Raw genomic sequence first — 23,217 nt, forward strand, 5'->3', positions numbered from 1 at the left:
TTAGCTGGGCTTGATCCTGGCGAGGCTTTGGCAAAGAGCCAGATCGGAGGGTGTGTCAATTTCCGGGCCACTGTTCTCGATCACAACCGGTTGCCACGGTGAGCAGAACCGACTGCCAGAACTCAAAAAGGCTTGCGTCCGCATCGCGTAGATCGCCCCCGTTTCGAGGTAAGCAGGTTGAAGGTCTTGGCGTCGCTGTCGGGGTTGGTTCGGGTCATGATTGATGCCAAGACCATCCTCTCTCCAGAGAAATCCATGCCAAGGAGAGACGGCGAAGGCACTGTTGAAGTCAGGCTCCTCGAGCGCTTTGAGAACCCTGTCGAGCTGTTCTCCCGTTGTGAAAGGAGATGTGCACTGGAGGAATGCCAGCAACGCTGGCAACGGCCCCTGGGATCCGAGACTCTCCAGAGCGTGCAGAAGAGCCGATTCCGAACTGGCCGTGTCGCCCGCAATAGCAACCGGGCGCATCACCACCTCTGCTCCATGATTTTTCGATACAGAGGCGATGGCTGTGTCATCTGTGCTCACCACGACGCGAGAGACCATCTCACTGCTGAGCGCTGCCCGGATGCTGCGTGCAACCAAGGGAATCCCCCCCACCTCCGTCAGGTTCTTGCCAGGGATTCCCTTCGACCCCCCTCGGGCCGGGATCAGGGCCAGTGCTGTCACTTCAGGCTTTGGCATCAGAACCTTGAACGGGGATCGACGCGAATGCGATGCGATCAGTCCTACTACTCCTGTCAGATCAGATGACCGATCTTGAGGGGACGCGACTCGGCATTCCTGAGACAGGAATGCTGGCGCACCACACTCTGGCTGCGTTGCTGGCGCCGGCTGAACTTGTTGTCGGCCGGAGGGCATGCCACAAACAACGTCCTGACGCACTCCTGGCCTGGGGACGTCGGCCCAGTGCACGACGCGTCGAGGAGCTGGGTTGCCGCTGGCGGATCCCTGTCTGGCATCTCGAAGATGGACTGGTGCGCTCTCTCAAGAAGGGGAGAGACCACCCCCCCCTCTGCCTGCTGATCGATGACATCGGCGTCCACTTCGACTGCACGGCACCAAGCCGGATTGAGCAGCGGATTGGGACAGCACTCACACCAGACCAGACGAACCGGGCGCGAGTGGTGCGCACGCTCTGGCGACGGGAGCGGTTGAGCAAGCTCAATCCGGTGCGGGAATCACCGCATCCCCAGCAGCCTTATGTCTTGGTTGCCGATCAGTCAGCAGGCGATCTTTCCATCGCGATGGGTGGGGCTGATGCCGGTTGTTTTCGACAAATGCTCCAGGCTGCCCTGATCGAGCATCCCCATCACCTTGTCGTCGTCAAAGTGCACCCTGATGTCATTCGGGGCAAAGCACGCGGTCATTTCCTTCCGAGTGAGCTTGACCACCCGCGGATTCAGCTCTCTGCAGACGGGTTGCATCCTGCGGCACTGCTGGAGCATGCCGATGTGGTGTACACCGTCACCTCACAGATGGGCTTTGAAGCACTGCTCTGGGGAAAGCCGGTCCGTTGCTTTGGCTTGCCGTTCTATGCCGGCTGGGGGCTGACTGAGGATCGGCTTTCTTCTCCTGTCCGCCGAAAAAACGGTGCCTCTCTCGAAGCACTGGTGCATGCCTGTCTGATTGAGTCAGTTCGTTGCATTGATCCCCACCGACGGGCTCCCTGTCAGATCGAAGAGCTGATGCAGGCAATCGGATTGCAGCGCCGTCTTCAACAGCAGGCGCCCGAACGGGTGGATGCCTTTGGTTTCACACCCTGGAAGCAGAGGAATCTGCGCCGGTTTCTCGCGGGCAGTGATCTGCGCTTCCGTCGATCAGGGCGACAGCCCGGCGTGAGCACCACGGCAGTGGCGATCTGGGGGCGTCGCGGTCAGCCATCCGTTTTGGAATCGGCCCGTGTTCGCAAACTTCCACTACTGCATGTCGAAGATGGCTTTCTGCGATCTGTCGGCCTGGGCGCAGACCTCATTGATCCCATTTCATGGGTGGTGGATCGCTCCGGGATGTATTACGACGCCACACGTCCAAGCGATCTGGAATGCCTTCTGGCGGGAGAATCCTGGACTGAGGCACAGCTGTCCCGTGCCGCCGCGCTGCGCCAGCGTTTGGTGTTGGAAGCGATCACGAAATACAACCTTCCGTCCTTCCGCTGGCAGCGACCGGAGCATCAGCAGCGGGTTGTGCTGGTGGTCGGGCAGGTGGAGAGTGATGCTTCGATCCAATTCGGAGCGCCAGGCATCAAAACCAATCTTGCCCTGCTGCAAGCCGTACGCGTTGCAGAGCCGGATGCCTACCTGGTTTACAAACCCCACCCTGATGTCACGGCAGGCCTGTGCCGCGCCGGAGATGGGGAGGACGGTGCCGCGGAGGTTTGCGATGAGGTGCTCACCGGAGGGGCGATGCAACAGATGTTTTCTGAAATCGACGCGCTCCATGTGCTCACGTCCTTAGCAGGCTTTGAAGCGCTGCTTCGGGGAGTGGAGGTGCATTGCTGGGGACTGCCGTTCTATGCGGGCTGGGGACTCACCATCGATCGTGAGCAGACGGCCAGGAGACGTCGCAACCTGAGCCTGGATGCACTCGTCCATGCGGCCCTGATCGACTATCCGCGCTATGTCGGCCGCCAGAGTGGTTGGTTCATGACAGCTGAACAAGCCATTGATGAGCTTGTTGCTTGGCGGGAATCACCGCCCGTCCGTCGCACCCTGGTGCAGGCGGTGTTTCGCCACTGGGGGCGACTGAGACGTCGTTAGGACGTGCCAGGATTTCGTTAGATCGTCTGGGCGGATAACGGTTTGGGCAGGGGACGGGCACCGGCGTTGGTTCAGGTGCGCATCGAAGGACCGGTCCTGCTGCTGATGGGACCGATCGGGTTGTTTTTTGCCCGATTCAGCCGTTATCTGCGCGGCTGTGGAATCCCCGTCTACAAAGTGAATTTTCCATTGAGGGAATTTGGATTCCCCGATGACGTAAAGGTGCCGTTCAACGGTTCAATGGACACCTGGCGCCCGTTTCTTCGGCAACTTCTCCAAGAGAGGGGGATCCGCCACATTTTTATGTATGGGGATTTCATCATTCCCCATCGAATCGCGATCGAGGAGGCCCGTGATCTGGGCGTGGAAGCATGGGTGTTCGAGTTGGGATACATCCGTCCGAATTACGTGACCCTGGAGCGTGAGCGGGTGAATGCTCGTTCCAACCTCAATCAACCCGTTGAGCAGTATCTGGCTCTGCCCCCCGTGGACGCCCTTCCTCAAGACATCGTGCTGGATCCAGGCTGGCGCTGGCGAAAGGCTTGGAAGGCGCCCACATTTATTCAGCACGCCTTCACCCGGTACCCAATCATCGAAGGTGAGCACAAACTGCAACCGTCACCTCGTTTTTTGTGGTGTCAGCTCAGGGGCAGCTGGCGTTACTGGATCTACCGGTGGCAGGAAAAGGATCTCAAACAGAGATTGCTCGAGCACCTCTCTTATTTCCTCACCGTCCTTCAGGTCTCCAGTGATTCTCAGATCCAGATGGGATCGCCTTATCGAGGAATGCACGACTTCATTGAAGACGTCATCCGCTCATTCGCGGGCCATGCCCATGCATCGGATCATCTTGCTTTTAAACATCACCCAAGAGATCGGGGCTACAACAATTACGCGAGTCTCATCAATTTGCTGGCACGCCGTTATGGCGTTCATGGACGTATCCATTACTTCCACGATGGTGCACTCAGTCGATTTCTTCGAACCTGTCGGGGGGTGATCACTGTCAACAGCACGGTTGGACTTCAAGCTCTGTTTCATGCCGTGCCGACGAAAACAATGGGAAAAACTTTCTACAACCTGGATGGGCTAACCGATCAGAAATCTCTGGATACGTTTTGGCTGGACCCTCAACCCAGTGATCGATCGCTTTTCTATCGCTTCTACCACCACCTGGTGAAGACCACCCAGGTCAATGGAAACTTTGATGGTGATTTCCCTTTCCGGATCACCTTCCCGATCGGTCTGGAAGCCAGACAGCTGGAACCCCGCCCGCAGCTGTCTCCATCAAAGCCAAAACCCCTATCCCATCCCCTGATTTTGGTCGGCAGGGTCGCGTCCCGCCTTGGCTGGGCTGGCCTGGGATTTCTTCTCTACGGCCTGCAGCTGCCTGCCTTTCTCCTACGGCGTTCTGACTGGGCGGGGCATCTCATGAAGATGTCATCCGCCATTGCACTACGTGCACTCGGTGTCCAGACAGTGGTCGACGACAGCCAACGCAGTGAGCCCACTGGCGTTCCTCTCGTCCACATCTACAACCATCGCAGCCCCTGCGATGGACTTGTTGTGCAGGGGGTGCTCGGGATGCCAAGTCTTATTACGGCCCAGTTGCATCTCCGTTGGATTCTGCCCGGTTTTGCGGCTGCAGCTCGCAACGCTGGACAGGCGGTCATGGATCACCGGCGGACGGAATCAAGGCTGCAGGGAATGATGGGTGTGTCGGCTCTTCTCCGGGAGCACGGGCAAGTGATGCTGGCTCCAAACGGCTCACTCGTGACACCCATTGAGGAGAGGGTGTCTCCCAGTGCATGGATGTTGGCGAAGCATTACGGCGGTGTGGTGGTCCCGTGGGCTTTTTCCTATGAAGGACTGGACGATGCGATCGGTCCGCAATACAAGCCGTTGCAATTGCTCTTCCGACGCCTATCGGCACCGATGGGCACCATTCATTGCCGTCGCGGGCGGGCAATGGATCTGGAGTTGCCGCAGAATCTTCAGGACCGTGATGGTTTCAGTCGTGCTGTGCAGGATTTCTACCGGCGGGAGCTGCCAGAACAAGGCTGATGTTGTGACCGCCGAAGCCGAAGGCGTTTTTCAGGAGTAGACGTTCCCGATTGGACGTCGCCATGGTCACCGGTCCGGATTGAGAAACGGCGAGTTCCACTTCAGAGTCCAATGGCTCGGCATTGAGACTGCGGGGAGTGATCCCTACTCGCATGGATTGGAACGCGATGATGGCTTCAACGGCACCAGCGCCTCCGAGGAGATGCCCGAGTTGACCTTTCGGCGCGCAAACTGGAATTTGATCCGCAGCGCTACCAAGACTGCGTCGTAAGGCACGTGCTTCAGCAAGGTCACCAAGACTGGTGCCTGTGGCGTGGGCTTGCACGGCGGTGATGTCGCAGGGTTGGACGTCAGCACGCCGCAGAGCATCTTCAATCGCCCTGCTGGCCTGGCGGCCCTCTGGTTCCGGAGCAACGATGTGATGAGCGTCACTGCTGCTGCCGCAGGCAAGGAGCCATCCCAGCGGTGCATCGGCAGGGACATCAGGATTGCGCATTAACGCCAGCACACCTGCTCCCTCGGAGAGCACAAATCCATCCCTGTCCTGGCCGTAAGGACGCGAGGCCTGCTTGGGAGCATCGTTCCGGCACGACAGTGCGCGCATCGCTGAAAAGCCAACAAGACCGAGTCGATTGACCGGTGCTTCGGCTCCACCGGCTAAGACGAGATCGGCTCGATCATCATTCAGCAGCATCTGGGCGAGCATCAGAGCCTCGGCACCAGAAGCACAGGCCGAAACAGGGGTATGAGCTCCTCCATTAAGACCCAGGTCAATGGCAACTTGCCCAGCTGGTGCATCTGGAATCAACATCGGCACCGTGAGCGGATTAACCCTGGTTGGCCCCCCGGCGGTGAGCTGTTCATGTTGCGCATGCATTGTCGCCAGGCCACCGATGCCTGTCCCGATGACGACGGCAATACGGTTGGGATCAATGCCGACTCGAAACGGAGCCGCCATGGACCAGGCTTGCCGAGCAGCGAGTACGGCAAGCTGAGCACAGCGGTCTGATCGACGCTGGAGAAGAGGTTCAAGCGTTGATAGCGCCTGCTCATGTACCCGCCCAGCGATCTGGGTTGTCAGATCAGCGGCCCAGGCATCGTTGAGAGATTGAATGCCCGAGCGTTCAGCAAGGACAGCATTCCAAGTGCTTTCCGCATCCTTCCCCAATGGGTTGATGCTGCCCCAGCCGATGACAGCAGTGCGTTCAGGGGGTTTCTGCATGGGTGGGCTGGATGTCCAGCGACTCGAGATGACGCTGAATGTCCCCGACGGTACGGAATTGAAGGAGGTCTTCCTCCTTGATACGAATGCCGAAGGATGTATCTGCTTCGATCAAAATTTCATAAAAGCCAAGAGAGTCGATACCGATGTCCTCCATCAATCGGGCTTCCGGCGTGATGGAGGCAGGATCGGCTCCGGAGATTCGATGCAGGATCTCAGTCAGTCGTCCCTGCAGCTCCTGCTTTTCAGGGAGCGATTCGCTCAATCCAGCTGCTCCGAAATTGCGGTGATTCAAAATATCAGTGCCGACCGTTTTGAGAGTCACCGCGGTACCAGCTGAATCGCTGGTAGATCGGCTGATGTTCGACATCGATAAAGAATCGAAGGCGTTCCTCTGGAAGCCGTTTCAAATCGGCAGACATCAGGATTTCGGTGATTTGATTGAAATCCCTGGCCAGGGAGAGGTTGCAGACGCGCGCTTCCATCAAGTTGAAGTACTGGCGCAGCAAAACTGGTAATCGAAAGCTGTCGGAAAGTTCGTTTCGAATGCTGACTTCCAAAGCCTGAACATTGCTGATCGGATGGGGCAGGTCCGATCCTTTAATCGCCTCGACGGGGTGACGGGGTGCTGGCAGCTTCGGTTCTCTCTGCCTGTAAGGGGGACGCATCAAGGCGCTCAGGAAAGCCTGATTGACAGCATCCGAATAGGCGAAATGGTTGAAGGAGACCAACCCATGCAGGGTGGTGTAACCGGATCGCACCGCGATGAGCAAGCCTCCACGAAACAGCGCCATCAGTGAATGCGGTTGTTTCTGAAATCGGCCAGCCAGGGCAACTCTGCCGATCTCAAGGTGATGTCCCCAGCCGGTCAGCCTCTCCTTAATGCCGGGGTAGACATGCTCCAGATAAGACTTTTCTCCATCAGGAAGGAGATCAGCTGATGTTCCCTCTGGAGTGAACTGGAGTCGGGCGGATCCTGCGAGGACACCGCTGCTGGCTTCAAGCAGAACCAGATGGTCGTAGGAGGAATCTCTCCCGTCCAGATCGGTGGTTTGCCCGGAACCGGAGAGCTGCTCTCTGTAGGTTGACTCTCGCAACTGTCCTACAGCTGTCGCCACCGGATCGAATCGATCTCCCGGCAAGAGATACAGATCGAGGCCTTCAATCGAGAACAACCGGCCGGGTCCTAGATGGGTCGCAATGACATCAGCCGGCAGAGCCACCTCTTGGGGGATGGACGAACCAGGCAGTGTCATCGATGTCCCGTTCCGTCTCAATGTGAGGGAAGATTAAAGCCCAGCTCCGCATTTTTTCGCTGTTCCAAACCTCGCCCATGCCTTTCCCTCAATGCTCAGGTGCTGCGATTCGGCGCGTCGCGCCCATGTTGGTGGTCGGCATGGTTTGTCTGCCGTTCGATGCGCCAATGCATGGCCGTCCCGTTGATGTGGTGCCCGGCATGGCGGCGGTGAACGGAACGGCCGGCCCCAATGGCGCCTATCGCTACCGGTTGGGTCCTGGGGACAAGCTCTCCATGAAGGTGTTCAAAATGGATGGCTATGAAGCCTCGGTCCAGGTGTTGAGTGATGGAACGATCAACTTGCCCCGCCTCGGCACCGTTCCTGTTTGGGGCCTGACGCTAGAAGAAGCCAAACAGGTGATCACTGATGGGTATGCCCGCATTCTTCGGAGCCCGTTGGTGTACCTCGATCTTGTTAATCCTCGTCCGATCAAGGTGACCGTGACTGGTCATGTTGAGCGTCCAGGGGTCTTCTCGTTAGCGGCATCCAAAGAACAGGGTTGGCCAACGTTGGTCGATGTCATTCAAAAAGCAGGTGGTATCGCGGCAACTGGAGATCTATCTCGACTTGAGGTGACCCGGCCGTCTGCCGTTCAAGGAGGCGAACCGACGAGCACCACTTACGACTTCCTGACTGTCCTTCGCGATGGCGGGCAGGCACCGACTCCTCTGATCTACGACGGTGACAGTGTGACGGTTTACCAGGCCGAGTCCCTGGGCAATGCCGACATGATTACGACGGCAGCATCCAACTTCGCTCCAGCAACGATCAAGGTGAATGTGATCGGCGAGGTTCGCAAGCCGGGCGTTGTCTCCGTCCCCTCAAACGCTCCGCTGTCACGGGCCATTCTCGCGTCGGGAGGTATCACGCGGCGAGGCAGTGATAACACCGTCGATCTAATCAGAGTGGATGGAGAAGGCAAGCCAATGGTGAAGACAATGGGGTTCAACCCGAAGGCCATTCTCAGCAGTCCCACCAATCCCCCTCTGCGGCAAGGAGATGTTCTGGTGATCAACCGCAATCAACTTGCGCGGGTGACCGATGCTCTCGAAGATGCATTGAAACCGTTGAGCCCACTGGTCAGAGTGAGCTCAATCTTCAGGCTGTTGGGGCTACCAGTCAGCGAACTCATGGGACTTTGATCATCTGCTTCAGATTCCAAGTCGCTCCCAGATCACGCCGAGATTGGCCTGGTGCAGTTCGGTGCTGAAACATGCAGCGATGTCCTGATCGGACAATCGGCAGGTGACATCGGAGTCTGCTTCGAGGTTGCGGCGGAAGTCCCCCCCCTCAACGTTCCAAGCTGTGTGAGCGTTGCGCTGAACTATTTGGTAGGCGTCCTCGCGGGAGATCCCATTCGCGACGAGCGCAAGCAAAACGCGTTGGCTGAACACAACACCGCCATACACATTCATGTTGCGTCGCATGTTGTCTGGATAGACCCCGAGCCCTTCAACAACGGCGGTCATCTCCCTCAACATGAAGTGCAGGGTCCCCGACACATCAGGCAACATCATGCGCTCGTTGGAGCTGTGGCTGATGTCCCTCTCGTGCCAAAGCGCCACATTTTCCAATGCAGCGATGGTGTAGCTACGCAACACCCTCGCAAGGCCACCGATGCGTTCACTGCGGATCGGATTTCGCTTGTGGGGCATCGCCGAACTCCCTTTCTGTCCTTTGGCGAAGTTTTCCTCCACTTCCAACACATCCGTTCTCTGAAGATTGCGGATTTCCGTGGAAAAACGTTCAAGCGAAGCACCCACGAGAGCAAGGGTTTGCACGTAGTCGGCATGCCGGTCCCGTGAGATCACCTGGGTGCTGGCTGTATCGGGGATAAGACCAAGAATTTCACATGTGATTCGCTCAACCTCCGGATCCGTGTTCGCGTAGGTGCCCATCGCACCGCTGATCTGCCCCACTGCCACATCGTTCTCGAGGCGCTCAAGCCGCGTGCGATTCCGCTCTGTTTCAGCGAGCCAGCCCGCCACCTTGAAACCGAAAGTGATTGGTTCTCCATGAATGGCGTGAGATCGCCCAATCATTGCAGTCGTTTTGTGGTTCCGAGCCAGGGTTCGCAATGCCTCAGCCAAGGCATCAAGTTCCCTCCGCAATAGAGCGACAGAACGTTTCAGCTGAAGGGCCAGGCCCGTATCCAGTACATCTGAGCTGGTCATGCCCACGTGAATGAATCGCCCGGCATCCCCCACGTGTTCGTTCACATTGGTGAGAAAAGCAATCACATCGTGACGAACCTCGGCCTCGATCTCGAGAATCCGTTCCACGGAGAAGGACGCCTTGCTTCGGATTGTGGTGAGTGCTTCTTCAGGAACGCGTCCTAGCCTGCAATTGGCCTCAGTGGCGGCAATCTCCACATCCAGCCAACTCTGGAACTTCGCCTGATCTGTCCAGATAGAACCCATTTCGGGCAAGGTGTAGCGCTCGATCAACGGGCTGCGCGGTCTCACAACCTGGTGAATCTATGAGGTCAACTGTCTGGATTCTCTTGTCCTGATGCCTAATGACTTGTTGACAAGAATTCAGGGTCGGATAATGGGGATTGAAAGTGGAGCGGTTCATTTCTGAGCGCCAGAGACGATCAACTCCACGCAGCCTTAAAGGGCCATGGCAGTAACGATTTATCTGCACTGGACAGCAACGGGATACGACTGGATTAGGCCCGGTCATTACCACTCGATTATTTCCGGTGATGGTGTTATCCATCGCTTTCATTCTTACAACGTTGATCTGCCAGCCCACACTTGGCGACGGAACAGCAACAGCATTGCGCTCTCATGTGCCTGTATGGGTGGCATGCCAGATCCTTGGACGGTGCCTCCTACAGATGCACAACTCAAAAGCCTTTGCTTTGAAGCTGCATCAGTAGCCCGTGAATGGGGGTGGTCAGCTGAGCAGATCAATCTCAACAGAGTGATGACTCATGCGGAGGCTGCTTCGAACCGTGATGGTCGGATCATGCATGACAATTACGGGCCGGTGATCTGGGGTGGCAGTGGAGAACGGTGGGATCTCCTACAGCTTGCGCAAAATTCAACAATCGACGGAGGTGATCAGTTGCGTTACTGGATTCGAGAATTCCTGGAGAATCCTGATGAAAAGCAAGCAGTAGAGGAAAGATTGACATTTCAAGGATTCACTGTAATCAAAGCCAAGGGGTCAGATCTTGCTGTCCAGATCGATCAAGAGGGACGCTCATGGGCTCGGTTGGTGGATCTACTCGAACGGTATGAAATCGCTCATGTTTGGGATGCCGAAAGCAAACGAATCCTTATCGGTGCCTTGGATGTGGCACCGACTTTTCGTGATGATGCGCTGCAGGCATCAATCGGTTGGCCACTCATTGACGTTGCTCTGCAGACCAGAACAGCACCGATCATTCTCCGCGGGATTCTGCGCCCATCAGAAGGGGGAGATCGGGCTTGGTGCCGCGTTGTCGAATTTGCTGAAGAGTTTGGAATTTCCGTTCGCTTTGATCCATTGGAACTTGGCGAACGGCGTGGAGGCTGAAGCGGCCGACTCAGAGCGCCGAGCTGTCACGGTCACCCGTGCGGATGCGTACAACAGACTCGACTGGGGAAATAAAGATCTTGCCGTCTCCGATCTCTCCGGTGCGAGCGGCATCACCGATAGCGGTCACAACGTCTTCGACGAGGTTGTCTTCGACAACAACCTCTATCTTGAGCTTCTGTAAAAACTCAACCGTGAATTCAGATCCTCGATAACGCTCAACCTGCCCTTTTTGACGCCCAAACCCTCTCACCTCTGTCACTGTCATCCCAATGATGCCGGCCTCGACCAGAGCCACCTTTACATCTTCAAGTTTGAACGGACGGATGATCGCCTCAACTTTCCGCATGGCTCCAAGCTTTTCCAACAGGATGACTGGGCCAGACCGGAAGCGCGTACTTCCTGTTACAGAATGGTGAAGTGAGTGGCCTTCTAGGTTCGTTCGATCTGCGGCTCTTATTGCTCCTTGACTGCATCTGCATCCGATCAAGCGACACGCACACCGTTGTATGGCGATAGGGCCATCTCGCATGCGGAATTGATTTGCTTCGAAAACCCCAGGCCTGGGCGACCTTATGAAGTGTCGATTAAATTGCCAGAATTCACCTGCAAGTGCCCCTTTTCGGGCTATCCAGATTTTGCGGTTTTGAATCTGATTTATCAGCCCGGACCAAAAGTTGTTGAATTAAAGGCGATCAAGCTTTATATCAATAGTTATCGAGATCGTTCAATTTCCCATGAAGAAGTAACAAATCGGATTTTGGATGATCTTGTTGAAGCTTGTGAGCCCATCTGGATGCAGTTAGAAGCAGATTTCAACCCACGAGGCAATGTTCATACTGTGGTCCGTGTCAGCCACGGTGAACGTCAACCGTGTTGACCTGCCTGAAGGAGGGTTGGTAATTCCATCGCAAATGCTGTGAGGTTACGGTTGCATATTCCGCCAACATGAAGCTGCTCCTTCGTTGCAATCGCCCAAAGCTGACGGGTTGCCACCAGGCTTAACCCCCCTCCAATCAAGGTCACTGCAAACCCTAGATAGACCAATGGAACCCCAGGATCACGTTTAAGCAGCAATCCGCTGGCAGGGAGGACGGACGCGACCCGCAGGGGAAGACCTTTGACGACGACGGCCTCGCCGCCCGGTCGCAAGAGTGCCAGACGTGTGCCGTCCTCATCAAACACCTGGACGGGCCCCTGCTCGCTTTCGAGGCTAAGTAGAACTGGCTGTGTCCCATCGGGACGGGTCGGAAGTACAAGTCCCCAAACCTGATCACCGAGTTCAGAGAAGGTTCGGAGCGGAAGCTGAAGCTCTGGGCTGCGGCCAATCTTCAAGGTGAGTGCGGCCAGAGACCAATCAGCTTGGTAGATCGTGATGCCACGATGGCGCAGCGGGTGATTCACACTGATTTCGCGATTCTGATCCAAGCCCCCGCCAGGCTCGACGAGATTGAGTGTTGAGCGAAATTGTTCAGGACGTCCTGCAGGATCCCGTTCGATTCGGAAGTCGGTGAGGGTGATGCTTAGCTGATTTTCTCCCTCTCGATTGAGCAGATCCAGACTGCGCTCCGGGGCGAGGAAGCGTTCCAGTCGGTTGCCTGCCAGTGCTCCCCAAGCAGCCCCCAACATCAATAGGACCAATCCCGTGTGGACGAGTAACGGACCGACCCGCCCGGAAACTCCTTTTCTTGCAGCAAAACGGCCTTCAGCTTTTCGGAGTTGCCATCCTTGGTTGTTGAGGACGACACTTAATCGATCAAGGCAGGTTTCTGGATCACTGCAGGTGATGCTTTCAGCGATGGCCAGTTTGCTGAGTTGACGAGGTGTGCCGTAATCGACCCAAAGGCGTGCAGCCTGGAGCGCCGGCCATTGACGCCGCCAGCTGCAAAGAATGAGCGAGATCCCCAGCCAGGAAAGAAGAAGCAGGAACCAGTTGCTCGAGTACACATGATCCAGCTGAAGGAGAAGGACCTGTTGGCCGTTCAACAAACCGAGCCAGCGGGCATCTGCATAGGCTTCGATGTACTGACCTGGGGCATCACCCTGAGGAATCGCCGTGCCGATGGCGCTAGCGAGAGCGATCAGCAACAACAGCACAATCGCCAGCCGTAAATCTGAAAGCCAGGCAGCCAGACGGTTCAGGGGATTGCGCATCGCGATCAGGCCCAGCGGGCAAGGAGCGTCAGCAAGCCACTGGACAACAGGATCACCCCGCTGATCGGAGGCACCCATCGACCAATCGGTCGCAAAGCAAGCAGTTTCGGAACGGCTGCGGCAAACGTACCCGCAAGCAATAGGGGAAGGACCTGGCCGATGCCGAAACTTGTAAGGAGGGCCATGCCAACGAGGGGACGGCCGCTTTGGGCGATCCAGGCCAGCAGAACAGCAAGAACAGGAGTCGTACAAGGGGACGCCGCCAGTCCGAAAGCCAGGCCTGCTGCGACTGGAGCAACGGACGCTGGAACTCGCTTTCGCCAGACTTCAGGGTCAGGTCCACTGGGAAGGGGCAGCCTCAAAAGCCCGAGCAGATTGAGACCCATCACCACGGCGAGAATGGCCACAAGCGTGGGGATCAGTGCAGGCACCTGCCCGTAGATCCTGCCAAGCAGACCGCTGAGACTACCCAGCAGCACCAGAGCTCCAACAATCCCACCGCAGAATGCGAGGCTCCGTTGCCAGGGTTGCCGCCCATCCTCAAACCCTGCCAGATAGGCCAGCGTCACGGGCAATAGAGAAAGAGAGCAGGGACCCAGACTGGTCAGAGCTCCGCCTGTGAAAACAAAGGCCAGCGTGAGTGGACCTGGATTGAGCAGGGCGGATTCCAGCAGTTGTTCACTGCGCTGCGCCAGGTCGGATAGCAACAGCAGATCCAGAGGGGGTCACGCGGGGCTGATCAAGCCTATCGAGCCCGTTGGGTGGAACTGTGACGTCCAGCGTTACGACCTCCGATCAGCCCTGTGGATTCCATCGAGCAACGGATCAGGAGTCCGAGGATGATCAGGCTTGACATCAATGAATTACCGCCATAGCTGATCAGTGGTAGCGGTAACCCTGTTGTTGGCATCGAGCCAGACGCGACGGCGATATTGAGAATCGATTGCCCAACAAGAATCGTGCAGCATCCGATCGCCACTAGGCGGGCTTGATTGCTGCGGCAACGTAAAGCGACACGCAATCCCACCCAAGCCACAAGCATCAAGAAGAGCAGAAGCATCAGGGAGCCAACAAATCCAAATTCCTCGGCAAAAACTGCGTAGATGAAATCCGTGCTTTGAATCGGCAGGTACTGCAACTTCTGCGTAGATAGTCCATAACCCTGGCCGACCATCCCACCGGAGCCGATGGCTAGAAGACTCTGGACAAGTTGATAGCCGTCTCCCATGGGATCTTTCCAGGGATCCAGGAACGACACCACACGCAACCGTTGATATTCGTTCAAAAGAATGCTGGTTACCCCGAGAGCGGTTCCCGCGATGGCGGTGCCGAAAAGGCTTCTGAGGCGAAGGCCAGCGGCCAGTGCCATCATCCAGAGGGTGAGACCCATTAAGGCTGCTGTCGACAAGTTCGGTTGCTTCAGGATCAGGAGCAGCAATCCAGCGAAGCTACAGAGCCAAAGCAGTTTTTCGTCAAGTCCGATGCGTTTCCAAGGCGCAAAAAGATTTGCGGCTTGCAACACCACGAATGGCTTGACCAGTTCCGAGGGCTGAATCTGAAGGGGGCCAAGCACGAGCCAACGACTCGCTCCATTGACTGTTGTTCCCATGACGAGGGTGGCGGCGATCATCAGGCAACCGACCCACAAGGCTGGTCCGCACCATCGCAACCAGCGTCTGAGACTTGTGCTGATAGCGAGCCCCAGAAGGCTCCAACTGGCAACAAGCCAGATGGCCTGCCGCTTGATGTAAAAGGCTCCATCACCTAGCTCACGCAGGGCGACCCACCAGCTAGCGGATCCGAGAACCACAAGGCCTGCCACACTCCAGAAAGCAGCGAGACCGACCAGCAACCGGGCTTCAGCAGGCCACAGCTGCCAAGGAAGTGGGAGCAGCCGTTGCATTAAGCCTGGCTGCTCTCTGCTCCGTTCCCGGACTGATCTGCGTTGGGTGACGGAAGCTGAGGACAAGAATTCTTAACGCATGCCGGAGTGATCCCATTGAGCCGTGCCGGCCATCATTTGCCAAGTCAGTGACACGGGATTGGAAGATCTGCTAACCGGGTCAATCGACGCTCAAGCAGCCCGAAGACGCTCGTGCTCCACTTCCCAATGCACAAATTGACCCCAGGATTGTTGGCGGACCCAACACCGACCACCTCGACACTGAATCACCTGAAAAGGAGGCAGATCACACGGTTGGTTCTCCAGAGTGACGAAGCTCCCTGGACGCAAGAGCTGCACCACATTTGGTTTGGTTGGCAGCTGGTCGGACACGACCTGAAAAAACGGGTGGGAAGATCCTCTAGGTGAATTTCGCTGGAAGCCCTGGATGAAGGGTTTTCTTTGGGATCAGGTCTGCTTTTATGGCGGAATGGCGTCAAAACAGAGACTTGATCTTCAGCTCCTGACGCTCGGTCTGGTTGCATCACGCCAGCAGGCCCAACAATTAATCCGTGCGGGCAAGGTCAGAGACATCCGTGGAGAAATCTTGGATAAGCCTGGGATGGACGTTCGCATTGATTGCGAGTTGAAGGTGGAACAACCCCCTCGTTTTGTTTCAAGAGGCGGATACAAGCTTCTTGCTGGGTTGGAAGCGTTCTCAATCGAGGTCAGAGAGCGCGTGTGTCTTGATGGGGGAATCTCAACCGGTGGTTTTACTGATTGTCTGCTCCAACATGGTGCCAGTCGGGTTTACGGGGTGGATGTTGGCTATGGGCAGACGGCCTGGAGCCTGAGAACCGACAACCGCTTGGTTTTGCGTGAACGCACCAACCTGCGCCATCTGGATGCATCGTCTCTTTACCAAGATGGTGATCCCTGGCCGACATTGGCTGTCACTGATGTGTCGTTCATTTCTCTTCGCTTGATCTTGCCGGCCTTGAGACGGTTGCTTTCCGGCGACGATCCCGAAGCCCTCGTGCTGATCAAGCCTCAATTTGAAGTCGGCAAAGGCCATGTCGGCAAAGGAGGTGTGGTTAGGGACCAGACGGCCCACCTCGATGCGATTGAGAGCGTTCTTGCAGCAGCTTCGGAACTCGATTGGTACCCACAGGGAATCGTGGCTTCACCAATCACAGGACCAGCTGGAAATCATGAATACGTTCTATGGCTTGCGACAAGACAACCGACCACACAATTACCGATTCTCACAAAACTGATTGCTGAGACCTTTTTATCAGCACCGAAAAATTAATCCAATCTCCAATAAAAAAACCCAACCAAAAATGGTTGGGTTTAGAGATTCAAACTAAAAATCTGATCAATTACCAACGTTCACTTGGAATCGCCCCGTACACAATTCCACCTTAATGATGCGACCTCCTTGTTTCTGAATACGCTGTTGCTCAGCGAACCAGCTGTCATAAGGAACCCACTTGGTGAAGAAGGTATTTTGCAATTCTCGCTGTGTCCGAACCTTTTCAGGACTAGGGATACAGGCGGTGACTTTGAACATCCGCATGGGAGTCAGTTACCCAGTCCAGAGCAGATGTAGTCGAAATACACGCCCATCTCCTTACCAGCATCAGCTCCAACCAGGGAGGCCGTGACCTCTTTCATCGCCTGGATGGCTTGGACAGTCGCGCCAATGGGAACACCAAGGGAGTTGTATGTTTCCTTGAGACCATTCAGCACTCTCTCGTCGAGAATGGAAGTATCTCCGGCGAGCATGGCGTATGTGGAATACCGGAGGTAATAGTCCAGATCGCGGATGCAGGCTGCATAACGGCGAGTCGTGTACATGTTGCCGCCCGGACGAGTGATATCCGAATAAAGCAGAGCCTTGGCAACGGCATCACGAATGATGGCGGATGCGTTGGCGCTGATCGTGGCTGCAGCGCGTACCCGCAGCTCACCACTGACGAAGTACGACTCGAGATTGGTCATCGAGGCCGTGTCCAGGTAAAGACCCTGGACATCAGACTTATTGATGACGTTGGTGATGGCGTCTTGCATGGATCCGTGTGTGGAGCGGGAAGTCGATTAATGGGTTGGGGATCAGGACAGAGCGCCCACCACGTAGTCGAAGTAGGAGCCAGCTTCGTCGGCATCAGCGCCGGTCAGAAGCCCCATGGCAACGGCCTTCATCTCCCGAACAGATTCGGCCAGGGCCTCAAGGGGAGTGCCCAAGGAGCGATAGAGCTCCTTGGCGCCGATCACACCAATTTCCTCAATTGGTGTGACGTCGCCAGCGACGATTCCATAGGTGACTAGGCGCAGGTAGTAATCCATGTCGCGAAGGCACGTGGCTGTCATTTCTTGCCCGTAGGCATTGCCCCCGGGAGAAATGACATCTGGTCGCTTCTGAAACAGCTGGCCTCCAGCCTGTTTAACGATGCGCTCGCGGCTCTCGCTCAAGACCTGGGCCACACGAAGACGGCGTTGACCGCCAGTCACGAAGGCCTTGATCTGGTCGAGTTCGCCAGGGCTGAGGTAGCGGGCTTCGGCGTCCGCGTTGATGATCGAGTTGGAGACGATGCTCATGCAGTTCTGCCTCGAAACAAGCGGCCGCCCGTAGGAGACCGATATCCGGTGAATAAGGTGGTGATCCGGTGAGGATCGTTTCTCAGACTAAGGGCTGAGAGCCTGGAGCGAAGTGAGCGGGCCGGAGGTGTTCACAACGTTCAACAAGATCGTTGCGAAGCTCCTTGTGCAAGTTTCGTCCCTGCTGAGCAAGACGTCAGCGATGGCATTCTGCGCCATCTTGATGATGAAACTGATCCGGGGGTAACAGTTCTTCATCGCCTTCTTTCCTCGCCGAAACCTCCTGCGCCCCAATGTGTCCGAGTGCATGGTGGTTCATGGGATGTACTAAAAAACCCCTTGACAGATCCGCAGACTGCCAGGGGGTGTTGTTGTTAACAACGAATGAGGATTGCCGTATGTTTTTTTATATCAAATAGGCTGATCTGTAGGTGGATTGAGGCCTGCATTGCCCCTGTACAGGGATGCTGTGCGCGTCACGGTGTCTTGGAACTGCCCAGAGGATGTTTGCAACCCCTTGATGCGAGGCACATCATCGTCGGAGGAGGTGACGTCGCGGAGATCGAGCATGTTTTGAACAGCATGTGGCTGCCCGTTTTCGGCTCGATCTCTCAGGAAATTGGCAACTTCAGCGGAGCTTGCGGCACGACCGAGAAGCGCCAGACCCGCAGCAGACGCTGCTCTCAAAGGAGCCATCGACGACAGACGGTCCTGGAAGAGATTGCTCATTGCAACGGAGGCTACAAAACCAGCCAGATCGATGTCCTGATTTCGGAGCTTGGCTTCAGCGCTCACCAGCCGTTCATTATCGAGCGGGATGCGATTCAGAAGCTGGCGATAGGTGGCGTCAATGGAGACCATCAAAGCCTCGTCCGAAAATGGAGCCGTCAGGACGAGGGCCGTCGGAAGACCATTGCGACGTGAGAAGCCAGAGGCGTCCTGACTCTGCAAGGCACGCTTGAGCCTGTCATTGGGATTGGCTGCATCGGCTGGGCTCCCAGTTTTGAACTGCGCAATGGAACCCCGGAACGTGCTCCAACTGGTTGATATAGGGGTGGAACGATCCTGAATCAAGGGATCAAGTTGAGGGCCTGTCGCCAGGGCGATCGGAGCTGGAATGCTGTCTGATATTTCGCGTCGAAAGCTGGAGAAGGGCATGTTGCCCTCTGCAGATGTGAATTGAATCTGCAGCAAGCGATTGTCGTCGGCCGGGTCACGCCGGGCCATGAGATTGCTGATGGCCTGCGGTTGGCCTTTCTCGGCACGATCCTTGAGGAATGAGCTGATTTCTGATGTTGTCGCTGCTCGCCCGAGCAAGGCCAAGGTTGCTGAAGATGCTGCGCGAAGTGGTGCGAGACGCGACAGGCGATTCTGGAAAACCTCGCTCAATGCCACTGCCTCAATGAATTGAGCCAGGTTGATGTCCTGATTTCTCAATTGCGATTCAGCTGTGTCGAGCCGCTCATCCGTCAGAGGGATGCGGTTGAGGAGTTGACGATAGGTCTCGTCGATGACTGACGCCAACTCGTCTTCACTGAAGGAAGGCTTGAGTTCAATGAAGGAGGGGCGCCCGATCCTGCTCGCGAATCCTGCCGGATCCTGACTCTTTAGAGCGCGCGAAAGGCGTTCACCCGGCACCTCCGGTGCCGCAGCTCCTTTGAAGCTGAGTTTCGTAGACCAGAAGGGACGTTTGGGCGAAGTTTCGTCCTTGCTGGGTTTGACAAGCTCAAGGGCTTGTTCAACCGGGTCGGACGCACCGGCCCCTGATGCCAGGGTCCAGCTAATCCTGGATCCTGATCGGAGGTTCCTCGGCGTGAGATCTCCACTGGTCCGCAGAGAAGTACTGGTCTCACTCTCAGGACGACTGACCGGCGTCGACTCGACGATCGCAGACAGATTGAGGGGCTCACCCCAGCCGGGTGCCCGGCGACTGTTCAAATCTCCAGGCGTGATGAACCGCTCATAGGGAACGGTGTCTTCACCGAAGCAATCGGAATAGTCCTGGCTGTTAATCAGGGAATCAACAACCCCGTAAAAGCCCTTGCGTGCTGCCGTATCAAATAAGGCGTCGATTTCCCAGCGACCAAATGTTGGGCGACCCAGCAGTCGGCGGTGCATAACCTCGATCGCTTTGACGATGTAAAGGCCACTCCAATACCGCTTACGGAACGCATCTGAACGTGCAACGCAACGGACAAAATCACGGAGTGAGATGTCGCCATTTTCAAGACGAGCCTCGTCTGAACTCAGTCGTTCTCCTGCATAGCCTGAGTTCCCCAGAACCTGCGTGTAGACAGCGTTGATAACGGACTGGGTGCTGGATTCCGTTTGTCGTGTACTTGGCAGGCCCGTGCTTCTTGGGCGCACTGTGCCACCTGTGGCGATCTGTTGAAGACGGACCACCCTCGGCCCAACCATGCGGGGCTTGCTGCTGCGCCAGGACCGACTGTCGATCTGACCTGGGCTAGCCAAACCATTGCTGACCAGCAGTCTTCTGCTGTCATAGCCGTAAGGGGCTGGGCGTGTGGCGACTGAGGCTGTTCCGCTAGGGAAAATTGCACCGTATTGGTTGGCAACAGGATCATTCCCCCCTCCATAGACATGTTGGTCAGGGAAAGGCAGCCGGTAGGAGGCATAGAGGGTGACGTACTGAGGTGCTCCTTCAAAAGGTGCACTGAAGTTAAAGAGTTTTCGATTGGATCCCCAGCCCGCGCTCTCCTGAGCTTCTTCCCCTAGATCCCTTAGATAGGGGACCGTTTCCTCCCCAAACACCTGGGCATACTCATCAGAGTTCACCAGTACATCGATCAATCCATAAAGGCCCTGATCGCTGAGAATTGAAAAAGAGCGACGGAATTCCTCAAGGGAGCTGACACCACGGCCGAGAAAATGGCGGTAGGCCAGCTCCACCACGCGGCTATTGACGAAGCCGTCATGGAACTGGCGTCGGTATTCCTTGCTGCAGCCGAGGGCGCGGATGAATTCGCGCATGGAAAGCTGACCCCGTACCACCTGGCTGGCTTCCGACGGGCACGGAACCTGCGAGTAGCCCTTGGCGATGTCCCGCTCGAAGACCTGTCGGTAAGCAGCTCTGATGATCTCGGCTTTCTCTGCTCCCGACAGTCCGGGACGCATCTCAAAGCGCTGTGGACGCTCGGAGGCAAGGGCGTAGATGGCAGGCAATTGGAGGCCCTGCTGCACACTGCTGCCGAGGCGCTGCTTCGTGCTGGGTGTCGAAACGGCTAGCTCTTTGAGCAGCACATTGAAACAATCAATCGCCAGTTGGCGCGCATCCGGCCGGTCCTTAAACAGATCAGCGGAGGCAGCTCGCATTTCCTGCAGAGCTAAATTTGTCGCTGAAAGTGAGCAGTTTTCGAGGAGTAGGTCGCGTAGGCCTCGGGTGTTGACCTCGAGGATGCTTGGGTCTCCCGCCACGATTGCGTAGCCCACGTAGCGCAGGAACCAGCCCATGTCACGGACTGATTTGCGCATGAACGCAGGGCCGTAACGGGCAATGCTGATTGGGGTGAACCCTGTGGGAATAATGATTCGGACATCGGCATCCCCACCTCCGAGATCAAACAAACGAGTAAAGAAATTGCCCCGCTTGGGTGCTGCGCTTTCACCGGTGAAGGTGCGAACGGATTGTTCAAAAGCAGCTTGATCGGCTGCTAGCGGAGCCACTGCCTCTCCAAAGCCTGCTCTGCCGGTTTCGCCTGTACTCAGTGGAGCGTCCAGAAACGAAAGGGGTGTGCCGCCAGCAAAAATCCGATTGGCAGCTCTGGCAACAATCGATTCAGCATTGGCCGCAATGATTCGAGACGCCTCGACCCGATCCTGACCGCTCCGGAAAAAGGTCACCAGAGTGTCCAGCTCGCAACCATCGGGGAAGCGATCCTGCTGCTCGGCCTGACGAACGCTGGAGAGCGGCAGGGTGTCGTACAGCTGAGGGGAAACCCGCGGGCTGCCGCTGCTAGCGGTCACTGTCATTGACGAAAGCAAGCCGGATCGCGCCACGTTACGGCTGCCAGGCGTTTGCTCTCGACTGCCATGAACAAATGTTTGCAGGCTCTCCTTGGGGATCGATCCAGCGCGCATGAGCCGTGAAAAGCTCATAAAGCTCATAGGGATGGGATCTCGTTTCGATGGCTGCCAATCGACTCAGTGATGCCGCTACACCGGTTGTCAGTGCTTTTTACGACCGGTTCCCATATCCAGGTGACCCTCTCCAGGATGGTCCACCTCCGGGATACAACTGGCGCTGGTGCCTATCGAGCGTTGTGGCCGCTGTGCATGGCGATCTAAAGCTGCGCAAAAAGACGCCTCGCATTCTTGACGCGGGCTGCGGTACGGGTGTGAGCACGGACTACCTCTGCCACCTGAATCCAGGCGCGGACGTTCTTGCGATCGATATCAGCGAGGGAGCACTGGCCCTCGCCCGTGAACGGCTTCAGCGCTCAGGGGCAGCAGACCACGTCGCTTCCTTGCGACAAGAGCAGCGGAGCCTGCTGGATTTGAAGAATGAAGGATCTTTTGATTACATCAATTCAGTTGGTGTTCTGCATCACCTCGATCAACCGGAAGCGGGTCTTCGCGCTCTGGCGGATCTGATGGCACCGGATGGGCTGCTCCATTTGTTCCTTTATGCGGATGCCGGTCGCTGGGAAATCCACCGCACACAAAGAGCTCTCTCATTGCTGCATGCCGGATCGGGGTCCGATGGCCTGAAACTTGGCCGTGATCTGCTCGCATCTCTGCCTGAAACAAATCGCCTGCGGAAGGATCACGAACAACGCTGGGCGGTTGACTGCGCTGCTGATGCCAATTTTGCGGACATGTATCTGCATCCACAGGAAACGAGCTACACACTCGATCGCTTATTCGCCTTCATCGATTCAGTTGGATTGCAGTTCGCCGGTTTCTCGAATCCTCAGATCTGGGATCCAGCTCGACTGCTAAAGGGTGAACTTCTCGATAGAGCCAACGACCTGTCGCCTCAAGAGCAGTGGTCATTGGTGGAGCAACTTGACCCAGACATCAGTCATTTCGAGTTCTTCCTTTCCCAAAGCTCTGTCCAGCCTTGCACCTGGCACGACGACATGCTGAGGAGCGCCAGGGCGATTCGCCAGCCCTGTCTCTGGGGTGAGCCCGATCCGGTTCTTGGGCGGGACATGGAACCGATCGCACTTTGCTCGGAGGCGAAGAGCCTGCTTGGAAGCATCGAAGAACAGCCAGACAGGCCCCTGGGAGAACTTGCTCCAGTGGCCTTGATTCGCGATCTCGTCCAACGCCAGATCTTGCTACTTGTGCCCTGAGTCCCAGAGACGCGTGATAGATTCCGCGCGCCATTTCAGGCAGTGCTTGGAAGATTTCTACCGTCTTCAGCGCCGTCTGCTGCTGGCCACCGTTCTGGTGACTCTTGTCGCGGTTCCAATCGTGGCTCTCACCATGAACCTATCGGTGGCGAGCAGTGTGCTCGTGGGTGCATGCGCCGGACTTTTGTACGTGCGTCTGCTTGCCAGGAGCGTGGCCCGGCTCAGTGACCAGTCCCGTGGACTGGGGCGTTTCCAGCTCATCGTTCCGACTTTGCTTGTAGTCGGTGCGGCCAAGCTGCCCCAGCTCGATCTGCTGCCGGCCTTCCTGGGATTCCTTCTCTACAAGCCCGCCCTGATTCTTCAGCACGTCTTTGACAGCTGAAGCTGAGCACTCCTC

The 23,217-nt window shown here is 56.6% G+C and carries 22 protein-coding genes and 1 pseudogene; 8 read left to right on the forward strand and 15 right to left on the reverse strand.

Annotated features, from left to right (window positions below; genetic code table 11):
• On the reverse strand, nucleotides 1-684 hold the full coding sequence (locus SIB64_RS15585) for a cytidylyltransferase domain-containing protein (RefSeq protein ID WP_413441093.1): 684 nt from the start codon (nucleotides 682-684) through the stop codon (nucleotides 1-3).
• A 65-nt stretch (nucleotides 685-749) separates the two neighbouring features.
• Here SIB64_RS15585 and SIB64_RS15590 point away from each other — a divergent pair, with 65 nt between their 5' ends.
• Nucleotides 750-2,759 carry a capsular polysaccharide biosynthesis protein gene (locus SIB64_RS15590; protein WP_413441094.1) on the forward strand — a complete coding sequence of 670 codons (2,010 nt, stop codon included), beginning with the start codon at nucleotides 750-752 and terminating at the stop codon, nucleotides 2,757-2,759.
• Nucleotides 2,760-2,801: 42 nt separating this feature from the next.
• Nucleotides 2,802-4,823 carry a 1-acyl-sn-glycerol-3-phosphate acyltransferase gene (locus SIB64_RS15595; protein WP_413441095.1) on the forward strand — a complete coding sequence of 674 codons (2,022 nt, stop codon included), beginning with the start codon at nucleotides 2,802-2,804 and terminating at the stop codon, nucleotides 4,821-4,823.
• Here the strand turns inward: SIB64_RS15595 and SIB64_RS15600 are convergent.
• The 3 genes from SIB64_RS15600 to SIB64_RS15610 are packed head-to-tail and all read right to left on the reverse strand — an operon-like array spanning nucleotide 4,771 to nucleotide 7,301.
• Nucleotides 4,771-6,045 (reverse strand): beta-ketoacyl-[acyl-carrier-protein] synthase family protein, encoded by a 1,275-nt coding sequence (locus SIB64_RS15600; RefSeq protein ID WP_413441096.1) that lies wholly within the window; start codon nucleotides 6,043-6,045, stop codon nucleotides 4,771-4,773. The genes SIB64_RS15595 and SIB64_RS15600 overlap by 53 nt on opposite strands.
• Nucleotides 6,029-6,370, reverse strand: coding sequence for an acyl carrier protein (locus SIB64_RS15605; protein WP_413441097.1), 342 nt, complete (start codon nucleotides 6,368-6,370; stop codon nucleotides 6,029-6,031). The genes SIB64_RS15600 and SIB64_RS15605 overlap by 17 nt, the downstream gene beginning before the upstream one ends.
• Nucleotides 6,345-7,301, reverse strand: coding sequence for a GNAT family N-acyltransferase (locus SIB64_RS15610; RefSeq protein WP_413441098.1), 957 nt, complete (start codon nucleotides 7,299-7,301; stop codon nucleotides 6,345-6,347). Before SIB64_RS15610 ends, SIB64_RS15605 begins: the two co-directional genes overlap by 26 nt.
• A 77-nt stretch (nucleotides 7,302-7,378) precedes the next feature.
• On the opposite strand from SIB64_RS15610, the gene SIB64_RS15615 reads away from it, so the two are divergent.
• Nucleotides 7,379-8,485 carry an SLBB domain-containing protein gene (locus SIB64_RS15615; protein WP_413441100.1) on the forward strand — a complete coding sequence of 369 codons (1,107 nt, stop codon included), beginning with the start codon at nucleotides 7,379-7,381 and terminating at the stop codon, nucleotides 8,483-8,485.
• Nucleotides 8,486-8,494: 9 nt separating this feature from the next.
• Here the strand turns inward: SIB64_RS15615 and purB are convergent, their stop codons facing one another.
• A complete protein-coding gene (purB, locus tag SIB64_RS15620) occupies nucleotides 8,495-9,790 on the reverse strand; it encodes an adenylosuccinate lyase (protein ID WP_413443068.1) in 1,296 nt (431 codons plus the stop codon).
• A 175-nt stretch (nucleotides 9,791-9,965) separates the two neighbouring features.
• Here purB and SIB64_RS15625 point away from each other — a divergent pair, with 175 nt between their 5' ends.
• Nucleotides 9,966-10,868 (forward strand): N-acetylmuramoyl-L-alanine amidase, encoded by a 903-nt coding sequence (locus SIB64_RS15625; protein WP_413441101.1) that lies wholly within the window; start codon nucleotides 9,966-9,968, stop codon nucleotides 10,866-10,868.
• A 10-nt stretch (nucleotides 10,869-10,878) separates the two neighbouring features.
• Here the strand turns inward: SIB64_RS15625 and SIB64_RS15630 are convergent, their stop codons facing one another.
• A complete protein-coding gene (locus tag SIB64_RS15630; protein WP_413443069.1) occupies nucleotides 10,879-11,217 on the reverse strand; it encodes a P-II family nitrogen regulator in 339 nt (112 codons plus the stop codon).
• A gap of 117 nt (nucleotides 11,218-11,334) precedes the next feature.
• Between SIB64_RS15630 and queF the strand changes: the two genes are divergently transcribed.
• A complete protein-coding gene (gene queF, locus SIB64_RS15635) occupies nucleotides 11,335-11,748 on the forward strand; it encodes a preQ(1) synthase (protein ID WP_413441102.1) in 414 nt (137 codons plus the stop codon).
• Here queF and SIB64_RS15640 read toward each other — a convergent pair.
• The 4 genes from SIB64_RS15640 to SIB64_RS15655 form a co-directional block, all read right to left on the reverse strand.
• Nucleotides 11,736-13,022 carry a cytochrome c biogenesis protein ResB gene (locus SIB64_RS15640; RefSeq protein WP_413443070.1) on the reverse strand — a complete coding sequence of 429 codons (1,287 nt, stop codon included), beginning with the start codon at nucleotides 13,020-13,022 and terminating at the stop codon, nucleotides 11,736-11,738. The genes queF and SIB64_RS15640 overlap by 13 nt on opposite strands.
• Nucleotides 13,023-13,027: 5 nt before the next feature.
• On the reverse strand, nucleotides 13,028-13,741 hold the full coding sequence (locus SIB64_RS15645) for a cytochrome c biogenesis CcdA family protein (RefSeq protein WP_413443071.1): 714 nt from the start codon (nucleotides 13,739-13,741) through the stop codon (nucleotides 13,028-13,030).
• A gap of 26 nt (nucleotides 13,742-13,767) precedes the next feature.
• Entirely contained in the window at nucleotides 13,768-14,925 is a 1,158-nt protein-coding gene (locus SIB64_RS15650; protein ID WP_413441103.1) for an FtsW/RodA/SpoVE family cell cycle protein, read from the reverse strand.
• A 171-nt stretch (nucleotides 14,926-15,096) separates the two neighbouring features.
• Complete coding sequence (locus tag SIB64_RS15655) at nucleotides 15,097-15,297, reverse strand: hypothetical protein (RefSeq protein WP_413441104.1); 201 nt, start codon at nucleotides 15,295-15,297, stop codon at nucleotides 15,097-15,099.
• A gap of 97 nt (nucleotides 15,298-15,394) precedes the next feature.
• Here SIB64_RS15655 and SIB64_RS15660 point away from each other — a divergent pair, with 97 nt between their 5' ends.
• On the forward strand, nucleotides 15,395-16,216 hold the full coding sequence (locus tag SIB64_RS15660; protein ID WP_413443072.1) for a TlyA family RNA methyltransferase: 822 nt from the start codon (nucleotides 15,395-15,397) through the stop codon (nucleotides 16,214-16,216).
• A 66-nt stretch (nucleotides 16,217-16,282) separates the two neighbouring features.
• Here the strand turns inward: SIB64_RS15660 and SIB64_RS15665 are convergent, their stop codons facing one another.
• The 5 genes and pseudogenes from SIB64_RS15665 to SIB64_RS15685 form a co-directional block, all read right to left on the reverse strand.
• Nucleotides 16,283-16,483: a phycobilisome linker polypeptide gene (locus tag SIB64_RS15665; protein ID WP_413441105.1), complete on the reverse strand. Its 201-nt coding sequence runs from the start codon at nucleotides 16,481-16,483 to the stop codon at nucleotides 16,283-16,285.
• A gap of 5 nt (nucleotides 16,484-16,488) precedes the next feature.
• The gene (apcB, locus tag SIB64_RS15670) at nucleotides 16,489-16,977 is read right to left on the reverse strand and encodes an allophycocyanin subunit beta (protein WP_413441106.1); all 489 of its coding nucleotides are present in this window, start codon (nucleotides 16,975-16,977) and stop codon (nucleotides 16,489-16,491) included.
• A 42-nt stretch (nucleotides 16,978-17,019) separates the two neighbouring features.
• Nucleotides 17,020-17,505, reverse strand: coding sequence for an allophycocyanin (locus SIB64_RS15675; RefSeq protein WP_413441107.1), 486 nt, complete (start codon nucleotides 17,503-17,505; stop codon nucleotides 17,020-17,022).
• Between the two features lie 411 nt (nucleotides 17,506-17,916).
• Entirely contained in the window at nucleotides 17,917-18,663 is a 747-nt protein-coding gene (locus SIB64_RS15680; RefSeq protein WP_413443073.1) for a phycobilisome rod-core linker polypeptide, read from the reverse strand.
• Between the two features lie 39 nt (nucleotides 18,664-18,702).
• Nucleotides 18,703-21,495, reverse strand: a pseudogene (locus SIB64_RS15685) (phycobilisome rod-core linker polypeptide); the annotation flags it as partial.
• A 155-nt stretch (nucleotides 21,496-21,650) separates the two neighbouring features.
• Between SIB64_RS15685 and SIB64_RS15690 the strand changes: the two are divergent.
• Nucleotides 21,651-22,820 carry a class I SAM-dependent methyltransferase gene (locus SIB64_RS15690; protein WP_413441108.1) on the forward strand — a complete coding sequence of 390 codons (1,170 nt, stop codon included), beginning with the start codon at nucleotides 21,651-21,653 and terminating at the stop codon, nucleotides 22,818-22,820.
• A gap of 46 nt (nucleotides 22,821-22,866) precedes the next feature.
• Nucleotides 22,867-23,202, forward strand: a complete 336-nt coding sequence (locus tag SIB64_RS15695) for a hypothetical protein (protein ID WP_413441109.1) — start codon at nucleotides 22,867-22,869, stop codon at nucleotides 23,200-23,202.
• Nucleotides 23,203-23,217 lie beyond the last annotated feature (15 nt).

Source organism: Synechococcus sp. MIT S1220 (genome assembly GCF_047303025.1).
GTDB lineage: Bacteria > Cyanobacteriota > Cyanobacteriia > PCC-6307 > Cyanobiaceae > Parasynechococcus.

What these genes read in the sequence shown, in the direction of transcription:
- SIB64_RS15585 (WP_413441093.1), bottom strand. Translation starts at nt 684, where the DNA reads ATGCCAAAGCCTGAAGTGACAGCACTGGCCCTGATCCCGGCCCGAGGG.
- SIB64_RS15590 (WP_413441094.1), top strand. Translation starts at nt 750, where the DNA reads ATGACCGATCTTGAGGGGACGCGACTCGGCATTCCTGAGACAGGAATG.
- SIB64_RS15600 (WP_413441096.1), bottom strand. Translation starts at nt 6,045, where the DNA reads ATGCAGAAACCCCCTGAACGCACTGCTGTCATCGGCTGGGGCAGCATC.
- SIB64_RS15610 (WP_413441098.1), bottom strand. Translation starts at nt 7,301, where the DNA reads ATGACACTGCCTGGTTCGTCCATCCCCCAAGAGGTGGCTCTGCCGGCT.
- SIB64_RS15615 (WP_413441100.1), top strand. Translation starts at nt 7,379, where the DNA reads ATGCCTTTCCCTCAATGCTCAGGTGCTGCGATTCGGCGCGTCGCGCCC.
- SIB64_RS15625 (WP_413441101.1), top strand. Translation starts at nt 9,966, where the DNA reads ATGGCAGTAACGATTTATCTGCACTGGACAGCAACGGGATACGACTGG.
- SIB64_RS15630 (WP_413443069.1), bottom strand. Translation starts at nt 11,217, where the DNA reads ATGCGGAAAGTTGAGGCGATCATCCGTCCGTTCAAACTTGAAGATGTA.
- SIB64_RS15640 (WP_413443070.1), bottom strand. Translation starts at nt 13,022, where the DNA reads ATGCGCAATCCCCTGAACCGTCTGGCTGCCTGGCTTTCAGATTTACGG.
- SIB64_RS15650 (WP_413441103.1), bottom strand. Translation starts at nt 14,925, where the DNA reads ATGCAACGGCTGCTCCCACTTCCTTGGCAGCTGTGGCCTGCTGAAGCC.
- SIB64_RS15660 (WP_413443072.1), top strand. Translation starts at nt 15,395, where the DNA reads ATGGCGTCAAAACAGAGACTTGATCTTCAGCTCCTGACGCTCGGTCTG.
- SIB64_RS15665 (WP_413441105.1), bottom strand. Translation starts at nt 16,483, where the DNA reads ATGCGGATGTTCAAAGTCACCGCCTGTATCCCTAGTCCTGAAAAGGTT.
- apcB (WP_413441106.1), bottom strand. Translation starts at nt 16,977, where the DNA reads ATGCAAGACGCCATCACCAACGTCATCAATAAGTCTGATGTCCAGGGT.
- SIB64_RS15675 (WP_413441107.1), bottom strand. Translation starts at nt 17,505, where the DNA reads ATGAGCATCGTCTCCAACTCGATCATCAACGCGGACGCCGAAGCCCGC.
- SIB64_RS15680 (WP_413443073.1), bottom strand. Translation starts at nt 18,663, where the DNA reads ATGCCCTTCTCCAGCTTTCGACGCGAAATATCAGACAGCATTCCAGCT.
- SIB64_RS15690 (WP_413441108.1), top strand. Translation starts at nt 21,651, where the DNA reads ATGGCTGCCAATCGACTCAGTGATGCCGCTACACCGGTTGTCAGTGCT.